Genomic DNA, 14,856 nt, shown 5'->3' with positions numbered 1-14,856 from the left:
GCCGACATTCTAGCCCGAAGCATCGCGCCGCGGCGATACCCGGGCCGTACCCGGCCGGCGGCTGAGCGCGCCGGGACTGCGCCGCCAGGCTCACAGGCTGAGGGCCGCCACCACGAAGGTCGCGGCCATCATGAGCACGAAGGCCAGGAAGTAGGCCGTCGACAGCGCCACGAATTTCACGAAGGTGGTGAAGAAGCCCTGTCGATAGACGCGACGCATCGAACGAAACAGGTACACGGGTATGTAGAACGCGACCACGACGCCGGTTAGCGGTGCCAGCCACGTGACCCCTCCGACCAGATCGATCAATCTGGCCAGCCCCAATTGCAGGGTCAATACGAGGAAAACGAAGGACTGATAGTGGACGATGAACAGCAGATGCTCGACGTAATACCGCCGGGACAGCGGATAAAGAACCTTCAGCACGAAAGCGAGTACCGGCAGGAAGGCGAATAATGCCGTGGGCAGATCATCCGCCAGAGCACGGGCGAGATTGCGCCCACGGTCTGCCACCACCCGCCGGCAAGCTTCGCGCAGCCGTGCCTCGGTGAGCCGCTCGCCGAGCCAGCCGCTAATCCGAAACTCCATATCGTCGCAGACGCCGGTGAGATCCTCCTCCTGCCCGGCGGGCTGTGTCGCGGCCTCGCCGTTGACGTCAGCGGGCGTCGACTCTTGGCCATCGGCGGGCGCCGGCCCTTCGCCATCCGCGGGCGCTGCGCTCCAGCCGTGGCGCACGTTGCGGGCCGTCCCGATCGCCTGCTCCAGCTCACGGGCCCGGCGCTCGATCTCTTCCGGCGGCACGCGGCCGGCAATGCCGTCACGGAGTCCGGCGGCGAGTTCCGCGGCCGCCTCCCGTGACGCCTCCTGGGCCGCCTGATCCGCGTCCGCGTCGAATACCACCTGGATGTCGTCCATGCCGAAAAAGGCGGTGATGAAAAACAGCAGGCTGAAGGCGAGGTACATGCGAAACGGAGGCATGAACCTCGCCCGTCGGCCTTCCAGGTATTCGGCGGTGAGGTAGCCGGGTCTTAGCAGCAGCGCCCGCAGGGTGCGCCAGAGGCGCGAGTCCATGTCCAGCAGGTCACCGAGACCTTCGGTGATCAGACCCCACAAGCTGATCAGGCGGCTGCTGGAACGCTGGCCGCAGATGCCGCAGTACTGGCCGTGCAGGACGTGGCCGCAATTCAGGCAGCGGGGCGGGGCCAGTTTGTCGTCGCCCGTGCCGGTCGCGGTCAGAACACGGCGCGCGATGCGCACCGAATCGCCGAAACGCCGTTCGGTGGCCTCGCGCATGCGCTCGGCATGACTGGCGAAGTACTCCTCCAGCGCAGCCCGGTCGGTGAGCGTGTAGTGCACGGTGTGCGTGGGCCACTCGTCCTCGGCGCCCGGGACCACGTCGAGGATGCGGGCACCGGTGAAGCCGGGCAGCTCCACCATGGCGCCCACGTGGTCCGGCAGCCAGTCGCGCAATTCGGCGTCAACGGCGGGATCGCAGGCGATCGTAACCTCGTAGATGACGCGCGGCTCTTCCACCTTATCCCCTTCCCGCGGCGCCGGCGTCCCCGTGCCGCGCCGGTTTCAGAGCCGCGCAGAGCGCGGCCCTAGTCCGTGTCGCCGGCTCCGCTGTCCTCGCTGCTTTCGCTGCCTTCGGCGACCGCCGTCGTGGCGCTGGCCGGGGTGGCGCGTTTCTTCTTCGTCGCCTTGCTCTTCCGCCGGGTGGCCTTCTTCTTTTTCTTCTTACTGCCCGGCCCGGTGGCTTTGCCGGCGCTCCCGCCCTTGCCGCACGCGAATGCATCCTGCGGGAAGTCGTCCACGTGGATGATGGCCATCGCCTTGTCGTGATAGGCGAGCAGCTTCGCCGCTTCCTCCTCGCCAAGATAGCCGGCCTCCTGCGCCTCGGCCACCTGGTCCGGCAGGTACTCGGCCTTGATACGGCCTTCCTTTTCCATCTCGCGCAGCTTCTTCTCGATGGGCTCGACTTCCAGCGCCATCTCCAGGGTTTCCTGCAGCAGGCCGAGCTCGCTGCCGGGCACCTTGGCCCGGTACGCCTGCGCCGCCAGCCGCTCGCGGGTCTCGCCCGGCGTGATCACCAGGTCGACGATCTGCTGGCCGAGCTCGTCCGCCGGCGACGAATAGGTGCGTCCCCGCGGGAATATGAGCGCGCGCAGCAGGACGGCCACCGGTCGGTTCGGGAAGTTCCTGAGGAAGCTGTGCAGCTGTTCCTGGGCCTGGTACATCAGCGTGCGCACCGACCACTCGACCAGCGGCAGGTCGGACGAGCGCCTGCCCTGGTTCTCGAAGTGCTTCAGCACGCAGGAGGCGAGATACATGCTGCTGAAGACGTCGCCCAGCCGCGCCGAGAGCAGTTCACGCTGCTTCAGCTTGCCGCCGAGCGTGAGCATGGCGAAGTCGGCCACCAGGGCGAACGCCGCGCTGTAGCGGTTGATGTTCTGATAGTAGCGTCTGGTGGGCGTGTTCAGCGGCACACGGCTGAACTTCGCATGGGTGAGCGCCAGGAAGAACGACCGGGCGGCGTTGCTGATGGCATAACCCACATGGCCAAAAAGCGACTTGTCGAACTCCCGCAGACCGCGCTCCCGGTCCTCGTCCTGCGCCGCGTGCAGCTCCTTCAGGACGAAGGGGTGACACCGGATCGCGCCCTGACCGAAGATGATCAGGCTGCGGGTCAGGATGTTGGCGCCTTCCACGGTGATGGCGATCGGCGCCGCCTGATAACCCCGGCCGAGATAGTTCTTCGGCCCGAGCATGATGCCCTTCCCGCCGTGTACGTCCATGGCGTCGTTGGCAATCTTCCGGCCGAGCTCGGTGCAGTGGTACTTCAGCACGGCGGAGGGCACCGCGGGCTTCTCGCCCTGGTCGATGGCGCCGGAGGTGACGCTGACTGCCGAGCTCATTATGTAGGTGTAGCCGGCGATACGCGTCAGCGCCTCGCCCACGCCCTCGAACTTCGCCACCGGCAGGTGGAACTGGGTGCGGATGCGGCTGTAAGCGCCGGTGGCGTAGACCGCTGCCTGCCCGCCGCCGAGGGCGCTCGAGGGCAGGGTGATGCCGCGGCCGACCGACAGCAGCTCCACCAGCATCTTCCAGCCCTTGCCCGCCATCTCCGGCCCGCCGATGATGGCGTCCAGCGGCACGAACACGTCCTTGCCTGTGGTGGGGCCGTTCTGGAACGGGATGTTCAGCGGGAAGTGGCGCCGGCCGAATTCGACCCCCGGCGTGTCCGTGGGCACCAGGGCCGCGGTGATGCCGTAGTCCTCCGGGCCGCCCAGCAGGCCGTCCGGGTCCTTCAGCTTGAACGCCAGGCCGAGCACCGTGGCGACCGGCGCCAGCGTGATGTAGCGCTTGTCCCAGTTGAGCCGGATACCGACGATCTCCTCGCCGTTGTATTCACCCTTGCAGACCACGCCGGTGTCGACGATGGCTGCCGCGTCGGAGCCGGCCTGGGGTGAGGTGAGCGCGAAGCAGGGGATCTCCTCGCCGCTGGCCAGTCCGGGCAGGTAGCGCTTCTTCTGCTCCTCGGTGCCGTAGTGCAGCAGCAGCTCGGCGGGGCCGAGGGAGTTCGGCACGCCGATGGTGGAGGAGGCGGTCGCGCTGCGGGAGGCGAGTTTGGCCAGGATCATTGCGTTGGCGTAGGCGGAGAACTCCAGGCCGCCCCACTTCTTCGGGATGATCATGGCGAAGAATTTGTGCTTCTTGATGTAGTCCCAGACTTCCTGCGGCATGTCGCCGAGCTCGTGGGTGATCTCCCAGTCGTCGAGCATGCGGCACAGCTCTTCGCAAGGGCCATCGATGAATGCCTGTTCCTCTTCCGAGAGTTTCGGCGGCGGCATCGACATCATCCGGTCCCAGTCGGGCAGGCCGGTGAACAGCTCGCCGTCCCACCATACGCTGCCGGCCTCCAGGGCTTCCTGCTCCGTCTCCGACATGCTGGGCAGCATCGTGCGGTAGACGTCCAGCACCGGCCGGGTGATCCGCTGGCGGCGCAGGTCCTCGAAGTTCAGCGCCACCATGCCGGCGAACAACACCCAGAGCAGGAGCAGCCAGAGGAAGTGGCCGTCGCCCAGGAAGGTGTAGAGGACCAGCGCCACGCCGGCGGCCATGGTCGATGTCCTGAGGTCCACCCGGTGGTAGGCGAGCGCGATCGCTCCGCCGAAGAACAGCAGGAACCAGAACAGTCCGATCAGAAAATCCGCCACGATTGCATCCTCTCTACTCGGGCGCACACGCACCCGTGTACCACGCTGTCACGGCGACAGCGGTCCATCAATAGGCACTATACCGGAGCCGGTCGGGCGGCTGCAGGCGCCCGACGGGCCTGTCGGAGGCGTGACGAGGGAGCGGGCGCCTCAGAGCAGGGATTCGATGGCGGCCCGTTCCTCGCGCAGCTCGGCGTCGGTAGCGTCCATGCGCGCGCGGCTGAATTCGCTGATGTCGAGGCCCTGCACGATCTCGTAGGCCCCGTCGGCGCAGCGCACCGGGTAGGAGTAGATGACGCCGGGCTCGATGCCGTAGCTGCCGTCGGCGGGGATGGCCATGCTCACCCAGTCGTCGCCGGGGGTGCCGAGCCACCAGTCGTGCATGTGGTCGATGGCCGCCGAGGCCGCCGAGGCCGCCGACGAGGCGCCCCGCGCCTTGATGATGGCCGCGCCGCGCTGCTGCACCGTGGGGATGAACTCGCCGCTCAGCCAGGCCTCGTCCACGCGGTCCGCGGCGGGCCTGCCGCCGACGACTGCATGGCTGACGTCGGGATACTGGGTGGCGCTGTGATTGCCCCAGATGGTCAGGCGGCTGATGTCGCCGACGTGGGCATCCAGCTTCGCGGCCAGCTGGGCCATCGCCCGGTTATGGTCCAGGCGGGTCATGGCGGTGAAACGGCCCGGGTCGATGTCCGGGGCGTTCGCCTGGGTGATCAGGGCGTTGGTGTTGGCGGGGTTGCCCACCACCAGCACGCGGATGTCCCGATCCGCGTGCTCGTTGATGGCCTTGCCCTGCACCGAGAAGATCTTGGCGTTCTCCTGCAGCAGGTCGGCGCGCTCCATGCCGGGCCCGCGGGGCTTGGCGCCCACCAGCAGCGCGAACTGGCTGTCTTTGAAAGCGACGTTCGCGTCGTCGGTGGCCTTCACGCCGGCGAGCGTATCGAACGCGCAGTCCTCCAGCTCCATCACCACGCCCTCGAGGGCGGGCAGCGCCGGCGCTATCTCCAGCAGCTGCAGCACAACCGGCTGGTCGGCGCCGAGCATCTGGCCCGAGGCGATACGGAAAGCGAGCTGATAGCCGATCTGACCTGCAGCTCCGGTGATGGTGACGTGGACGGGTTTCTTCATTTTGCTGACACCTGACTGCCCTGCGGGGGCCCGGATTCTAGCACGGTCGGCTGTCCCGACTCAGTCGGCCGGGTCGGCCTCCGGCCCGTGGCGGGCGGCCCAGGCCCGGCGCTCCCGCTCCGCCGCGGCCTGCTCCCCGGCAGCCTCCAGTTCGGCGATGCAGGCCAGCCAGGCGTCGGCATCCGCGACGTGGTCCGTGCAGTGAGTCGACGCCGTTGCGGCGGCGTTGCCGGCCAGCGATTGCGCCGCCTTGCGGCTGGCACGGCCGAGTTCGGACACCGCCTGCCCGGCATCGGCGCGGTCGGGCTGCAGTGCGGCAGGAACCGCGGAGCGTGGCGTCGGTGCCGAAGCGGCCGGCGCGTCCGGGGCTGCCTTTTCGGGCACGGCGTCTCCGACGGGGCTGCCCGGTTCGCTTTCCCGGCGGGGAGCCGGCTGTCCGTCGTCCGGCGGCGTGGCGACCTGCAGGACCAGCGCCACCGCCAGCGCCAGAGTCGCAGCGATGGCCAGAGGCCGCTGCCAGGGCCGTGCGCGCGGCGCCCGGCGGGCCCGCGCCCGGATGCGCTCGTCCAGCGCGGCCGGCGGACGTTCGCGGGCGAGTTCCCGGTATGCGCGGGACACCGTCTCGTCGACCACCGTCGCCGGGTCGCGGCCGGTGCGATCGTCCTTGCCGGGAGCCTGACCGGGATCAGCCATCGTCTCGTCTCCCCGCGTCCTCGGCCAGCGGCGCGAACCCTTCCCGCAGCTTGCGGTAGGCATAGCGCAGCCGGCTCTTGGCCGTCTCGGTACCCACGCCGGTCACCTCGGCGATCTCCGCGACCGACAGCCCGCCCTCCTCACGCAGCAGGAACGCGTCGCGCTGCTCGGACGGCAGCGCGGCCAGGAGGCGCTCCAGTCGGGCCCGCGCCAGCGCGCGCTCGGTTTCCCGACCGGGGTCGCCGTCGCGAGCCGTCAGCGCCACGGCATCGGCGTCCTCCTCCCGGCCGCGGCTGCGATGGCGCCGGTAGTGATCCACGAAACAATTATGAGCGACCCGGTAGAGGTAAGTGGAGAAGCGGGCCGTCGGCCGGTAGCGGTGGCGCGCCGCGATGAGTTTGCCCCAGGCCTCCTGGAACAGGTCCTCAGCCGTGGTCGTGTCCAGGCAGAGGCGCAGGAGATAGCGGTAGAGGCCGTCCTTGTGCCGGCTGTAGAGGGCGTCGAAGGCGCTCGCGTCACCGTCCCGGTAACGCAGCATCAACCGTACGTCCGGGTCCGATGGCGTCATCGGGCCAGTGTATGCGACCGCCCGCGGCGGCGTAACGGCATCGGCGTCGGGCACGTACGGCTCCTCGCTGCTCACTCCCGTATGAACGGTCGCTGCCGCCCGGCGGGGTTCGTCCGGCCGGGCTGTGAAGCAGGTCTTGATTTCCCCGCGTTTGGTGTTATAGTTGACTACAACACCCGTTCACGTGGGCGCAGAGTCGCCTGCCAGCGAACGGAAGAGGGACGGAATTGGACCGAAACAGGGAACGAACCGGGGACAGAGAGGCTGAAGAGATGAATGGCGGACAGGAGAGCGGACCGGAGACAGGCGGCAGACTCACGCTCGGCCTTGCGGTGCTCATGCTGATGGCGATGGCGCTTGTGGCGAGCGAGCTGAGGTCGGGCGGCGAGGACGGCGCGGATATGCCTTCCGGCCCGGACCACATCCTCTTTCTGGAGGCCGGCAAAGGCTGAGCGGAGGGATGAGTGAGTGCGGGTACAGCGCAGATCGGGTCCGCTACGGACACTACCGGGGCCGGTATGGCCGATATGGCCGATATGGCCGGTCCCCGGGGCAGGGAGCTGATGGAAGCTGACTGGAGCGACAACCAGCCGATCTACCGCCAGCTCCGTGACCGGGTCGTGGCGATGATCCTCGAAGGCGTGCTGCAGGACGGCGACGCGCTGCCGTCGGTGCGCAACGTCGCGGCCGAGTACCGGTTGAATCCGCTGACCGTGCTGAAGGGCTACCAGGAACTGGTGGACGAGGAACTCGTCGAGAAGCGCCGTGGGCGCGGCATGTACGTGCTGCCGGGCGCCCGGGACCGGCTGCTGAAGGGCGAGCGCGAGCGGTTCCTGCAGCAGGAGTGGCCCGAGGTCGTAGCGACCATGCAGCGCCTGGAGCTGGACCCGGCGGACCTTCTGGCGCGGGCGGAAAAGGCGAAGGACGAGGGGGGCGGCGGATCATGACGGCGGTCGTGCAGGCGCGCGGCGTATCGAAACGCTACGGTTCGACCCGCGCGGTGGACAACGTCAGCTTCGACGTCGAGCCGGGCCGCATCGTCGGCCTGATCGGCCCGAACGGCGCCGGCAAGACCACGCTGCTGAAGACGCTGCTGGGCCTGACGGACTGCGAGGGCGAGCTGCGCGTACTCGGACTCGACCCGTTCCGTCAGCGCAAGCAGCTGATGCAGAACATCTGTTTCGTCGCGGACGTGGCCGTGCTGCCGCCCTGGATCCGGGTGAGCGACCTGCTCGACTTCGTCGGGGCCGTCCACCCGAACTTCAGCCGCCGGGAGGCGGATGCCTTCCTCGAGCGCACTCCGGTGCGCCGCGACGCGAGGGTGAAGGAACTCTCGAAAGGCATGGTCACCCAGCTGCACCTGTCGATCATCATGGCCATCGACGCGAAGCTGCTGGTGCTGGACGAACCGACTCTGGGGCTGGACATTCTGTTCCGGAAGGAGTTCTACACTACCATCCTGAACGACTATTTCGACGAGCAGCGGACCATCATCGTCACCACCCACCAGGTGGAGGAGATCGAACACATCCTCACCGACGTGATGTTCATCGACGACGGCCGTCTGGTACTGCACGAGACCGTCGACGACGTGGCGGCCCGCTACACGGAACTGACCACGAGCGGTGAGCGGGCGGAAGAGGCGCTGGCGCTGCAGCCGATCGCGTGGCGCGATGTTTTCGGCAAGAAGGTGCTCACATTCGAAGGCGTGGACCGCGACCGCCTGCGGGGCCTGGGCGAAGTGAAGACGCCAGGTCTCGCCGACCTGTTCGTCGCGAAGCTGCGGGGGGCGAGGGCATGATGCGCAGAACCTATTTCCTGGTGCAGCGCGAGCTCTGGGAACATCGCGCCCTGTATCTGACGCCGATGGTGATCGCCTGCATCGTCGCCCTCGGTGTCGCCACGGCACTGGTGACCGGCGGCGGACGAATCGTCGGTTTCGAGAACATGGTTGCCGGCATGCAGGTCGGTGGTCAGGTGGGCTCGGCGGCCGGTGTCGCGGCTCTGGCCGTGGGCCCGTCCACGGTGTTCGTCGTTGGCCTCGCCTTTCTCGTCTTCTTCTATTCCATCGACGCCCTGTACGCGGAGCGCAAGGACCGCAGCATCCTGTTCTGGAAGTCGCTGCCACTCACCGATACCGAGGTGGTGCTCTCGAAGCTGATCACCGCCGCGCTGGTGGCGCCGGTGATCACCTTCGGTTTCGTCGCGGCGACCCATATCGTCATCCTGTGTCTGTCGACCGTCGCTGTCTGGATCGGCGGCGGCAGCGCCTGGGAACTGGTCTGGCGGCCCGTGCCGCTGCTGCAGATCTGGATACTGTCAGTGTACCTGCTCATCGGGGCGGCGCTGTGGTTCCTGCCCTATATTGCCTGGGGATTGTTCTGCTCCGCTTTCGCGAAGAAGAACGTCTTCCTGTGGGCCGTGTTGCCGTTCTTCGTGATTCCCCTGGTCGAGCGCCTGCTGTTCGATACCAACCTGTTCGCGAGAGTCGCTCTCGGTCGTCTCTCGTATATGCAATGGATCAAGGCGAGTTTCAGCGGCGAAGACCTGCACATCGCCCTCGGGGACATGCCCGGCCGGCTGACGGGGAACGTGGACCTGCTCTCGCTGGTGGACCCCGGTAAGTTCCTGGCGACGCCGGGCCTGTGGGGCGGCCTGGTGGTGGCGGCCGGGTTCACGGCCGGCGCCATCTATTTCCGCCGCTACCGGGACGAGACTGAGAACGGCTGACCGCTGCCGGCGTCGACCCGGGCCGGGTCGCTCAGAACTTGCAGATGACGGCGCCGGCGGCGCGGCGCGCCTTGTCCCGGGCTTCCTCGATGCTGTCGCCTCTCGCGAGTGCGACCCCCAGCCGCCGCGAGCCGCGGATCTCCGGCTTGCCGAACAGGCGCAGGCTGGTGTCCGGTTCCTGCAGTGCCTTGTCCACACCCTTGAAGCGGATGTTGTCGGAGTCGCCTTCCGCCACGATGGCGCAGGAGGCCGACGGCCCGAGCTGGCGGATCACCGGGATGGGCAGGCCGAGGATGGCGCGGACGTGCAGCGCGAACTGGGAGTTGTACTGGGAGATCATGGTCACCATGCCCGTGTCGTGGGGCCGCGGCGAGACCTCGCTGAACCAGACCTGATCACCCTTGACGAACAGTTCGACGCCGAACACGCCCCGGCCGCCGAGCGCGCCCACGATGGACCCCGCGACCCGCTGGGCGCGTTCCAGTGCGGTCTCGCTCATGGGCTGGGGCTGCCACGACTCCCGGTAGTCGCCCTGCAGCTGCAGATGGCCGATGGGCTCGCAGAAGCTGATGGCGTCGTCGTGGCGCACCGTGAGCAGCGTGATCTCGTAGTCGAATTCGATCAGGCTCTCGACGATGACGCGGCCGCCGGCGTTGCGACCGCCCTGCAGGGCATACTCCCAGGCGGCGTCGGCTTCTCCGGCTTCCCGGACGACGCTCTGCCCCTTGCCCGAGGAACTCATGACCGGTTTCACCACGCACGGCAGGCCGATGGCCTCGATCGCCTGCCGGTACTCCGCCTCGGTGCCTGCGAAGCGGTAGTCGGAAGTCGGCAGTTCCAGGTGTTCGGCCGCCAGCCGGCGGATGCCTTCCCGGTCCATGGTCAGCCGGGTCGCCTGGGCCGTCGGTATGATGCAGTGGCCCGTCTCCTCGAGCTCCTGCAGCACGGGCGTGGCGATGGCCTCGATCTCCGGGACGACGAAGTCCGGCTCCTCGTCCTCGATCACCTGGCGCAGCGCCACCGGGTCGAGCATGTCGATGACGTGGGAGCGGTGCGCCACGTGCATGGCCGGCGCATTGGCGTAGCGGTCCACGGCGATCACCTCCACGCCGAAACGCTGCGCCTCTATTGCTATCTCCTTGCCGAGTTCGCCGGAGCCGAGCAGCATCATCCGGGTGGCATGCTCGCTGAGTGCCGTGCCGATTTTCTTCATGGGCGGTCTTGGTGTCGCTGCTCGCGGTCTGGCGTCGTCTGCGTGAGTGTCGGTGCCCTGGTGGCCTGGAGGGCCGGAGGAGCCTGAAGTGAGATAGTAGCCCATCGAGACCCGGCTGCCGAAACCCGATTCACGGTGCGCTCACTCTAGTGTCGCGCTCAGTCGGTTTCCGCAGGTGTAGCGGCCGGCCTGCGGCGGCGGGACTGGCGCCGTACGGCCCCGTCCGGCCGGGATGGGATGTCGTGGCGCTTCAGGCAGCCGCGGAACTGGTGGTAGGTCAGGCCGAGCAGGCCGGCGGCCACGCGCTGGTTGTAGCGCGCCTTCTCGAGCGCGGTCCGCACGAGCGATATCTCCAGCTCCGCGAGCCGCTCCTTGAGGTCGGTGGGCAGACGCGGCTTGTCCCGGGCCGCAGGGGGCGATGGCGCGGAGGACTCTTCTTCGTCCGCTTCCGCGCGCAGCCGAAACGGGGAGTCGAAGGGGTCGAAGGCGATCTCCGCGATCTTCGCATCGGGGTCCTCGCTCCGGTATACGGAGCGCTCGACGGTGTTCTTCAGCTCCCGGACGTTGCCCGGCCAGTGGTGACGGAGCAGCGCGGAGGCGGCGCGGGCCGTGAAGCCGGGGAAGTAGGAGCGGCGCAGCTCGGCTGTCATGTTGACCGCGAAGGTGTAGGCCAGCGGCAGGATATCGTCCAGCCGCTCCCTGAGCGGCGGTACCGTGATCACGTCGAAGGCCAGCCGGTCCAGGAGATCGGCCCGGAAGCGGCCGTCGGCGACCCGGGCCTGCAGGTCCTCGTTGGTCGAACCGACGATGCGCACGTCCACCTGCAGGGTCTCGCTGCCGCCGACGCGCTCGAAGTCTCCGTACTCGATCACCCTGAGGATCTTCTCCTGGGTGCGAATGGGGACGGTGGCCAGTTCGTCGAGCACCAGCGTGCCGCCGTCTGCGCGTTCGAAGTGACCGACGTGTTTTCTGACCGCGCCGGTGAACGCACCGGCCTCGTGTCCGAACAGCTCCGACTCCAGGATGCTCTCGGTCAGCGCCGCACAGTTCACCTTGACCAGGGGCTGCTCCCAACGCTCCGACAGGAAGTGCAGCCGGGAGGCGACCAGCTCCTTGCCGGTGCCGCGCTCGCCCACCACCAGCACCGGCTTCGCGAGCGGTGCGGCCCGCGAGACGTGCTCGAGCATCTCCAGGAACGCCGGGGCCTCGCCGATGATGGGTTGTTTCTGGCGGTCGTCCATTATTCGCCAATTTTGCTATAAAATTTCTATTTATACTAATAGTTAGCGTAAACCACTATTCTTGTACTATTTCAGATACTGCGTTCCGGGACGTTATTGATATATAAATCAATGGGTTGTGATCATTCGGCCGATCTGGCACGGAACCTGCTATATCCAGGAGGCAAGGCAAACAACTGAGGAATGCGCTATGGGCATTTTTTCGCGATTCAGCGACATCGTTAACTCCAACATCAACGCCATCCTGGAGAAGGCGGAGGATCCGGAGAAGATCGTCCGGCTGATGATCCAGGAGATGGAAGACACCCTCGTCGAGGTGCGCTCGGCGGCGGCCCGCTCCATCGCCGACAAGAAGGAGCTCAACCGGAAGCTGGGCGCTCTGGAGGAGGAGCAGGTGGACTGGGAGCGCAAGGCGGAGCTGGCGCTGGAGAAAGGACGCGAGGACCTCGCCAAGGCGGCGCTGGTGGAGAAGTCCCAGGTGGCCGCGGCGGCCGAGCAGGTGCGGGCCGACTATGCCCAGGTGGACGAGGGCCTGACCCGGCTGAACGAGGACATCGCGCGGCTCGAGGCCAAGCTCAAGGACGCGAAGGCGCGGCAGAAGACGCTGGTCTCGCGCCACAAGACCGCGACCAGCCGCCTGGCGGCCCGCAAGAAGATCCACGACTACAAGATCGAGGACGCGCTGGTGCGCTTCGAGCAGTACGAGCGCCGCATGGACGATGTGGAAGGGCGCGTCGAGGCCTACGACATGGGCCAGCCGAAGGGGCTGGAGCACGAGTTCGCCAGCCTCGAAGCCGAGGAAGCGGTGAACCGGGAGCTCGCCGAGCTGAAGCGCCGGCGTGCAGGCAAGCAGGCGGGCAGCGCGACCGAAGGCGGGAATCAGGCATAAATGGGCGAGACGATGTACATACTCGGAATCCTCTTCGTCACGATCGTTCTGCCGCTGTGGATCATCCTCCACTACGTAACGAAGTGGAAAAAGTCCCGCGAGCTCTCCGGCACCGAAGAGGAGATGCTCGAGGAGATCTGGACGCTGTCGCAGAACATGGAGAGCCGGCTGAACGCGCTGGAGACCATCCTGGACGACGAGGTGCCGGACTGGAGGAGAAAGACATGAACCAGAACCCGTTCCACGAGCTCGGCGGCCGCCTGCGGCGACTCTATCGGGACCGGGAGAACGGCCTGATACTAGGCCTCTGCGCCGGCATCGCCGATTACTTCGACGTCAACATTCTGCTCGTACGCGGGGTGGCGCTGGTCGCCCTGCTGGTCGCGCCGGTGCCGGTCGGGCTCACCTACCTGGTGGCCGCCCTGCTGCTGCGCGACCGGCCGCTGAGCGTGCGCGATCATCACCGCGAACGTGAGTTCTGGCGTCGCGGCACGAGCATGGGAGACCGTCTGTGAGTGAGAGAATCCAGGAGAGACGCTTCTTCCGCGACCGCGAGCGCGGCATGATCTTCGGCGTATGCGCGGGTATCGCGGACTACTTCGGTTTCGACCTGAAAGTCACGCGCATCCTCGCCGTCGTCGCGTTCTTCATATCGGCGCCGATGACGCTGCTGATCTACTTCGGCATCGCACTGCTGATACCCTACCGGTCCATGGCGCCGGAAGCGCCGCGCGAGGATCCGGATTTCCGCCGGGCGCTGCGCTCGTCACCCCAGGCGACCATGGCGGAGATACGCCGCCGCTTCCAGCGGCTGGACAGCCGCCTCGCCCGCATGGAGCGCTACGTCACCTCGCCGCGCTTCGACCTGGACCGGGAGTTCCGGGAACTGGAGGCGCGCCGCGGACCGGGAGGTATTGACCGATGAGTTCTGCCCATATCTTCGTCATTGCTCTGGTCGCGATAGTGCTGCTGGCGGGCATCGCGAAGGAGTACCTCCGCCATCACCGGCGGGAAGAGGACCCGAAGCGGGACGAGGAGTGGGAAGCCACGCTCGCACGACTCCGGGAACTGGAGGAGCGTGTGAGGGTGCTGGAGCGCATCGTGACCGATCCCCAGGAAGGCCTCCGCCGCGAGATCAACCGGCTCTGAGGGCATGAGCGGGGAGCCGTCCCACGGGCAGGCCGGCGGCGCGGACGACGCGCCGCTGACGGTGGCCGGTGAGCTGGAGGCCCTGCCGGAGACCGCATCCCTGCTGGTGATCGGGGCCCACGCGCTGGCCGGACGGGACTGCGACAGCCTGCCTGCCGACGCGGGTGTTGCCGATCTGGACGGCCTGGGCGTCTACGACCTGGGGCTCGTGCTCGAGCTAGCGGCCGCGGACGAGACGTTGCTGGGGCGCCTGCGCGATCTGCACACCCGGCGTCTGCTGGTGGCCGGCGAGGCCGCCCGGCGCTTCGAGCCCCGCCGGATGCTCGCCCTCGGATTCGAGCGCCACCCGAGCCCCGACGCGGACGGCGGTGCGTATCTCTACGACCGCGACAGCTTCAACCGGGAGCGGGAATGGAACTCGCCCGAGAACTGGGCGAATCCCGAGAATTTCGACAAGTACCGCTGGTGAGCCGGCCGCGGCCGCCTGTCGCCACGGCCGGCCGGGCCGGTCGGTGTCTCTACTCGCTCTGGCCCTTGTAGGCGCGGACCTGCTCGTTGAAGCGGGCGCCCACCAGGTGCATCTGGTCCACCGCGGCATCGTGGCGCTTGGTGAACATCGCCTCGCGCTTGGCGGCGACTTCCTCGTCTACGTCGCCGGCCTCGGCGGCCGCGGCGGCATGCTCTTCCTTGAGACAGGCGAGGTAGGTTTCCATGTCCGCCATGTAGACCTTCACGGCTTTCTGCGCGGCGATCATCTCTTCCTTCGTGGCCGTCGTGCCGTCCGGCATCTCCACGTTCTGCTCGGGGTACACGCATTCCGCCTGCGCGGCGACAGCGAAGCCCGCGAGACCGAGAACGACGGCGAGTGTGAAGCTTTTCATGATGAGCCTGATCCTCCGGATTGACGTAGTTTCGTTGCGGCGCGGCGGCGGTCGGAGGGCGCCGCGGACAAGGCCGTCATTTAATCATCAATGCCCCGTCGACGTGAAGTCGAAGCTCAACTCCCTGATGTAATTGCAGAATTTCTG

The 14,856-nt window shown here is 67.4% G+C and carries 18 protein-coding genes; 10 read left to right on the top strand and 8 right to left on the bottom strand.

Annotated elements, in window-relative coordinates; genetic code table 11:
• Positions 1-90: 90 nt before the first annotated feature.
• From ACJMKZ_RS08060 to ACJMKZ_RS08040, 5 genes are all read right to left on the bottom strand, one after another.
• A complete protein-coding gene (locus tag ACJMKZ_RS08060; protein WP_405232672.1) occupies positions 91-1,533 on the bottom strand; it encodes a DUF4286 family protein in 1,443 nt (480 codons plus the stop codon).
• A gap of 68 nt (positions 1,534-1,601) precedes the next feature.
• Complete coding sequence (locus ACJMKZ_RS08055; protein ID WP_405233158.1) at positions 1,602-4,202, bottom strand: acyl-CoA dehydrogenase; 2,601 nt, start codon at positions 4,200-4,202, stop codon at positions 1,602-1,604.
• Positions 4,203-4,367: 165 nt separating this feature from the next.
• Positions 4,368-5,345 carry a malate dehydrogenase gene (locus ACJMKZ_RS08050; protein ID WP_405232671.1) on the bottom strand — a complete coding sequence of 326 codons (978 nt, stop codon included), beginning with the start codon at positions 5,343-5,345 and terminating at the stop codon, positions 4,368-4,370.
• A gap of 60 nt (positions 5,346-5,405) precedes the next feature.
• A complete protein-coding gene (locus ACJMKZ_RS08045) occupies positions 5,406-6,038 on the bottom strand; it encodes a hypothetical protein (protein ID WP_405232670.1) in 633 nt (210 codons plus the stop codon).
• The gene (locus ACJMKZ_RS08040) at positions 6,031-6,660 is read right to left on the bottom strand and encodes an RNA polymerase sigma factor (RefSeq protein WP_405232669.1); all 630 of its coding nucleotides are present in this window, start codon (positions 6,658-6,660) and stop codon (positions 6,031-6,033) included. The genes ACJMKZ_RS08045 and ACJMKZ_RS08040 overlap by 8 nt, the downstream gene beginning before the upstream one ends.
• Before the next feature lie 218 nt (positions 6,661-6,878).
• Here ACJMKZ_RS08040 and ACJMKZ_RS08035 point away from each other — a divergent pair, with 218 nt between their 5' ends.
• From ACJMKZ_RS08035 to ACJMKZ_RS08020, 4 genes are all read left to right on the top strand, one after another.
• Complete coding sequence (locus tag ACJMKZ_RS08035; RefSeq protein ID WP_405232668.1) at positions 6,879-7,058, top strand: hypothetical protein; 180 nt, start codon at positions 6,879-6,881, stop codon at positions 7,056-7,058.
• A 111-nt stretch (positions 7,059-7,169) separates the two neighbouring features.
• Entirely contained in the window at positions 7,170-7,553 is a 384-nt protein-coding gene (locus ACJMKZ_RS08030; RefSeq protein WP_405233157.1) for a GntR family transcriptional regulator, read from the top strand.
• Positions 7,550-8,407, top strand: coding sequence for an ABC transporter ATP-binding protein (locus ACJMKZ_RS08025; protein WP_405232667.1), 858 nt, complete (start codon positions 7,550-7,552; stop codon positions 8,405-8,407). The genes ACJMKZ_RS08030 and ACJMKZ_RS08025 overlap by 4 nt, the downstream gene beginning before the upstream one ends.
• Positions 8,404-9,336: a hypothetical protein gene (locus ACJMKZ_RS08020; RefSeq protein WP_405232666.1), complete on the top strand. Its 933-nt coding sequence runs from the start codon at positions 8,404-8,406 to the stop codon at positions 9,334-9,336. The genes ACJMKZ_RS08025 and ACJMKZ_RS08020 overlap by 4 nt, the downstream gene beginning before the upstream one ends.
• Positions 9,337-9,367: 31 nt before the next feature.
• Here ACJMKZ_RS08020 and purT read toward each other — a convergent pair whose 3' ends face one another.
• Entirely contained in the window at positions 9,368-10,549 is a 1,182-nt protein-coding gene (purT, locus tag ACJMKZ_RS08015; RefSeq protein WP_405232665.1) for a formate-dependent phosphoribosylglycinamide formyltransferase, read from the bottom strand.
• Between the two features lie 158 nt (positions 10,550-10,707).
• Positions 10,708-11,790 carry a phage shock protein operon transcriptional activator gene (gene pspF, locus ACJMKZ_RS08010; protein WP_405232664.1) on the bottom strand — a complete coding sequence of 361 codons (1,083 nt, stop codon included), beginning with the start codon at positions 11,788-11,790 and terminating at the stop codon, positions 10,708-10,710.
• Between the two features lie 190 nt (positions 11,791-11,980).
• Between pspF and pspA the strand changes: the two genes are divergently transcribed.
• Genes pspA through ACJMKZ_RS07980 form a run of 6 tightly spaced genes read left to right on the top strand, consistent with a single transcriptional unit; the run spans position 11,981 to position 14,297 of the window.
• Positions 11,981-12,679, top strand: coding sequence for a phage shock protein PspA (gene pspA, locus ACJMKZ_RS08005; RefSeq protein ID WP_405232663.1), 699 nt, complete (start codon positions 11,981-11,983; stop codon positions 12,677-12,679).
• Positions 12,680-12,907, top strand: coding sequence for an envelope stress response membrane protein PspB (pspB, locus tag ACJMKZ_RS08000; RefSeq protein ID WP_405232662.1), 228 nt, complete (start codon positions 12,680-12,682; stop codon positions 12,905-12,907). It begins immediately after the preceding gene.
• Complete coding sequence (locus tag ACJMKZ_RS07995) at positions 12,904-13,194, top strand: PspC domain-containing protein (RefSeq protein ID WP_405232661.1); 291 nt, start codon at positions 12,904-12,906, stop codon at positions 13,192-13,194. The genes pspB and ACJMKZ_RS07995 overlap by 4 nt, the downstream gene beginning before the upstream one ends.
• Positions 13,191-13,604, top strand: a complete 414-nt coding sequence (pspC, locus tag ACJMKZ_RS07990; protein ID WP_405232660.1) for an envelope stress response membrane protein PspC — start codon at positions 13,191-13,193, stop codon at positions 13,602-13,604. Before ACJMKZ_RS07995 ends, pspC begins: the two co-directional genes overlap by 4 nt.
• The gene (locus ACJMKZ_RS07985; protein ID WP_405224659.1) at positions 13,601-13,828 is read left to right on the top strand and encodes a hypothetical protein; all 228 of its coding nucleotides are present in this window, start codon (positions 13,601-13,603) and stop codon (positions 13,826-13,828) included. Before pspC ends, ACJMKZ_RS07985 begins: the two co-directional genes overlap by 4 nt.
• A gap of 4 nt (positions 13,829-13,832) precedes the next feature.
• A complete protein-coding gene (locus ACJMKZ_RS07980; protein WP_405232659.1) occupies positions 13,833-14,297 on the top strand; it encodes a DUF6231 family protein in 465 nt (154 codons plus the stop codon).
• A gap of 49 nt (positions 14,298-14,346) precedes the next feature.
• Here ACJMKZ_RS07980 and ACJMKZ_RS07975 read toward each other — a convergent pair whose 3' ends face one another.
• Positions 14,347-14,709, bottom strand: coding sequence for a hypothetical protein (locus ACJMKZ_RS07975; protein WP_405232658.1), 363 nt, complete (start codon positions 14,707-14,709; stop codon positions 14,347-14,349).
• Between the last annotated feature and the right edge of the window lie 147 nt (positions 14,710-14,856).

It is taken from the genome of Lentisalinibacter salinarum, from assembly GCF_040706555.1.
GTDB lineage: Bacteria > Pseudomonadota > Gammaproteobacteria > Steroidobacterales > Woeseiaceae > Lentisalinibacter > Lentisalinibacter salinarum.
Note: the sequence above shows the minus strand (reverse complement) of the source record. Positions and strands in the feature narration are given on the sequence as shown.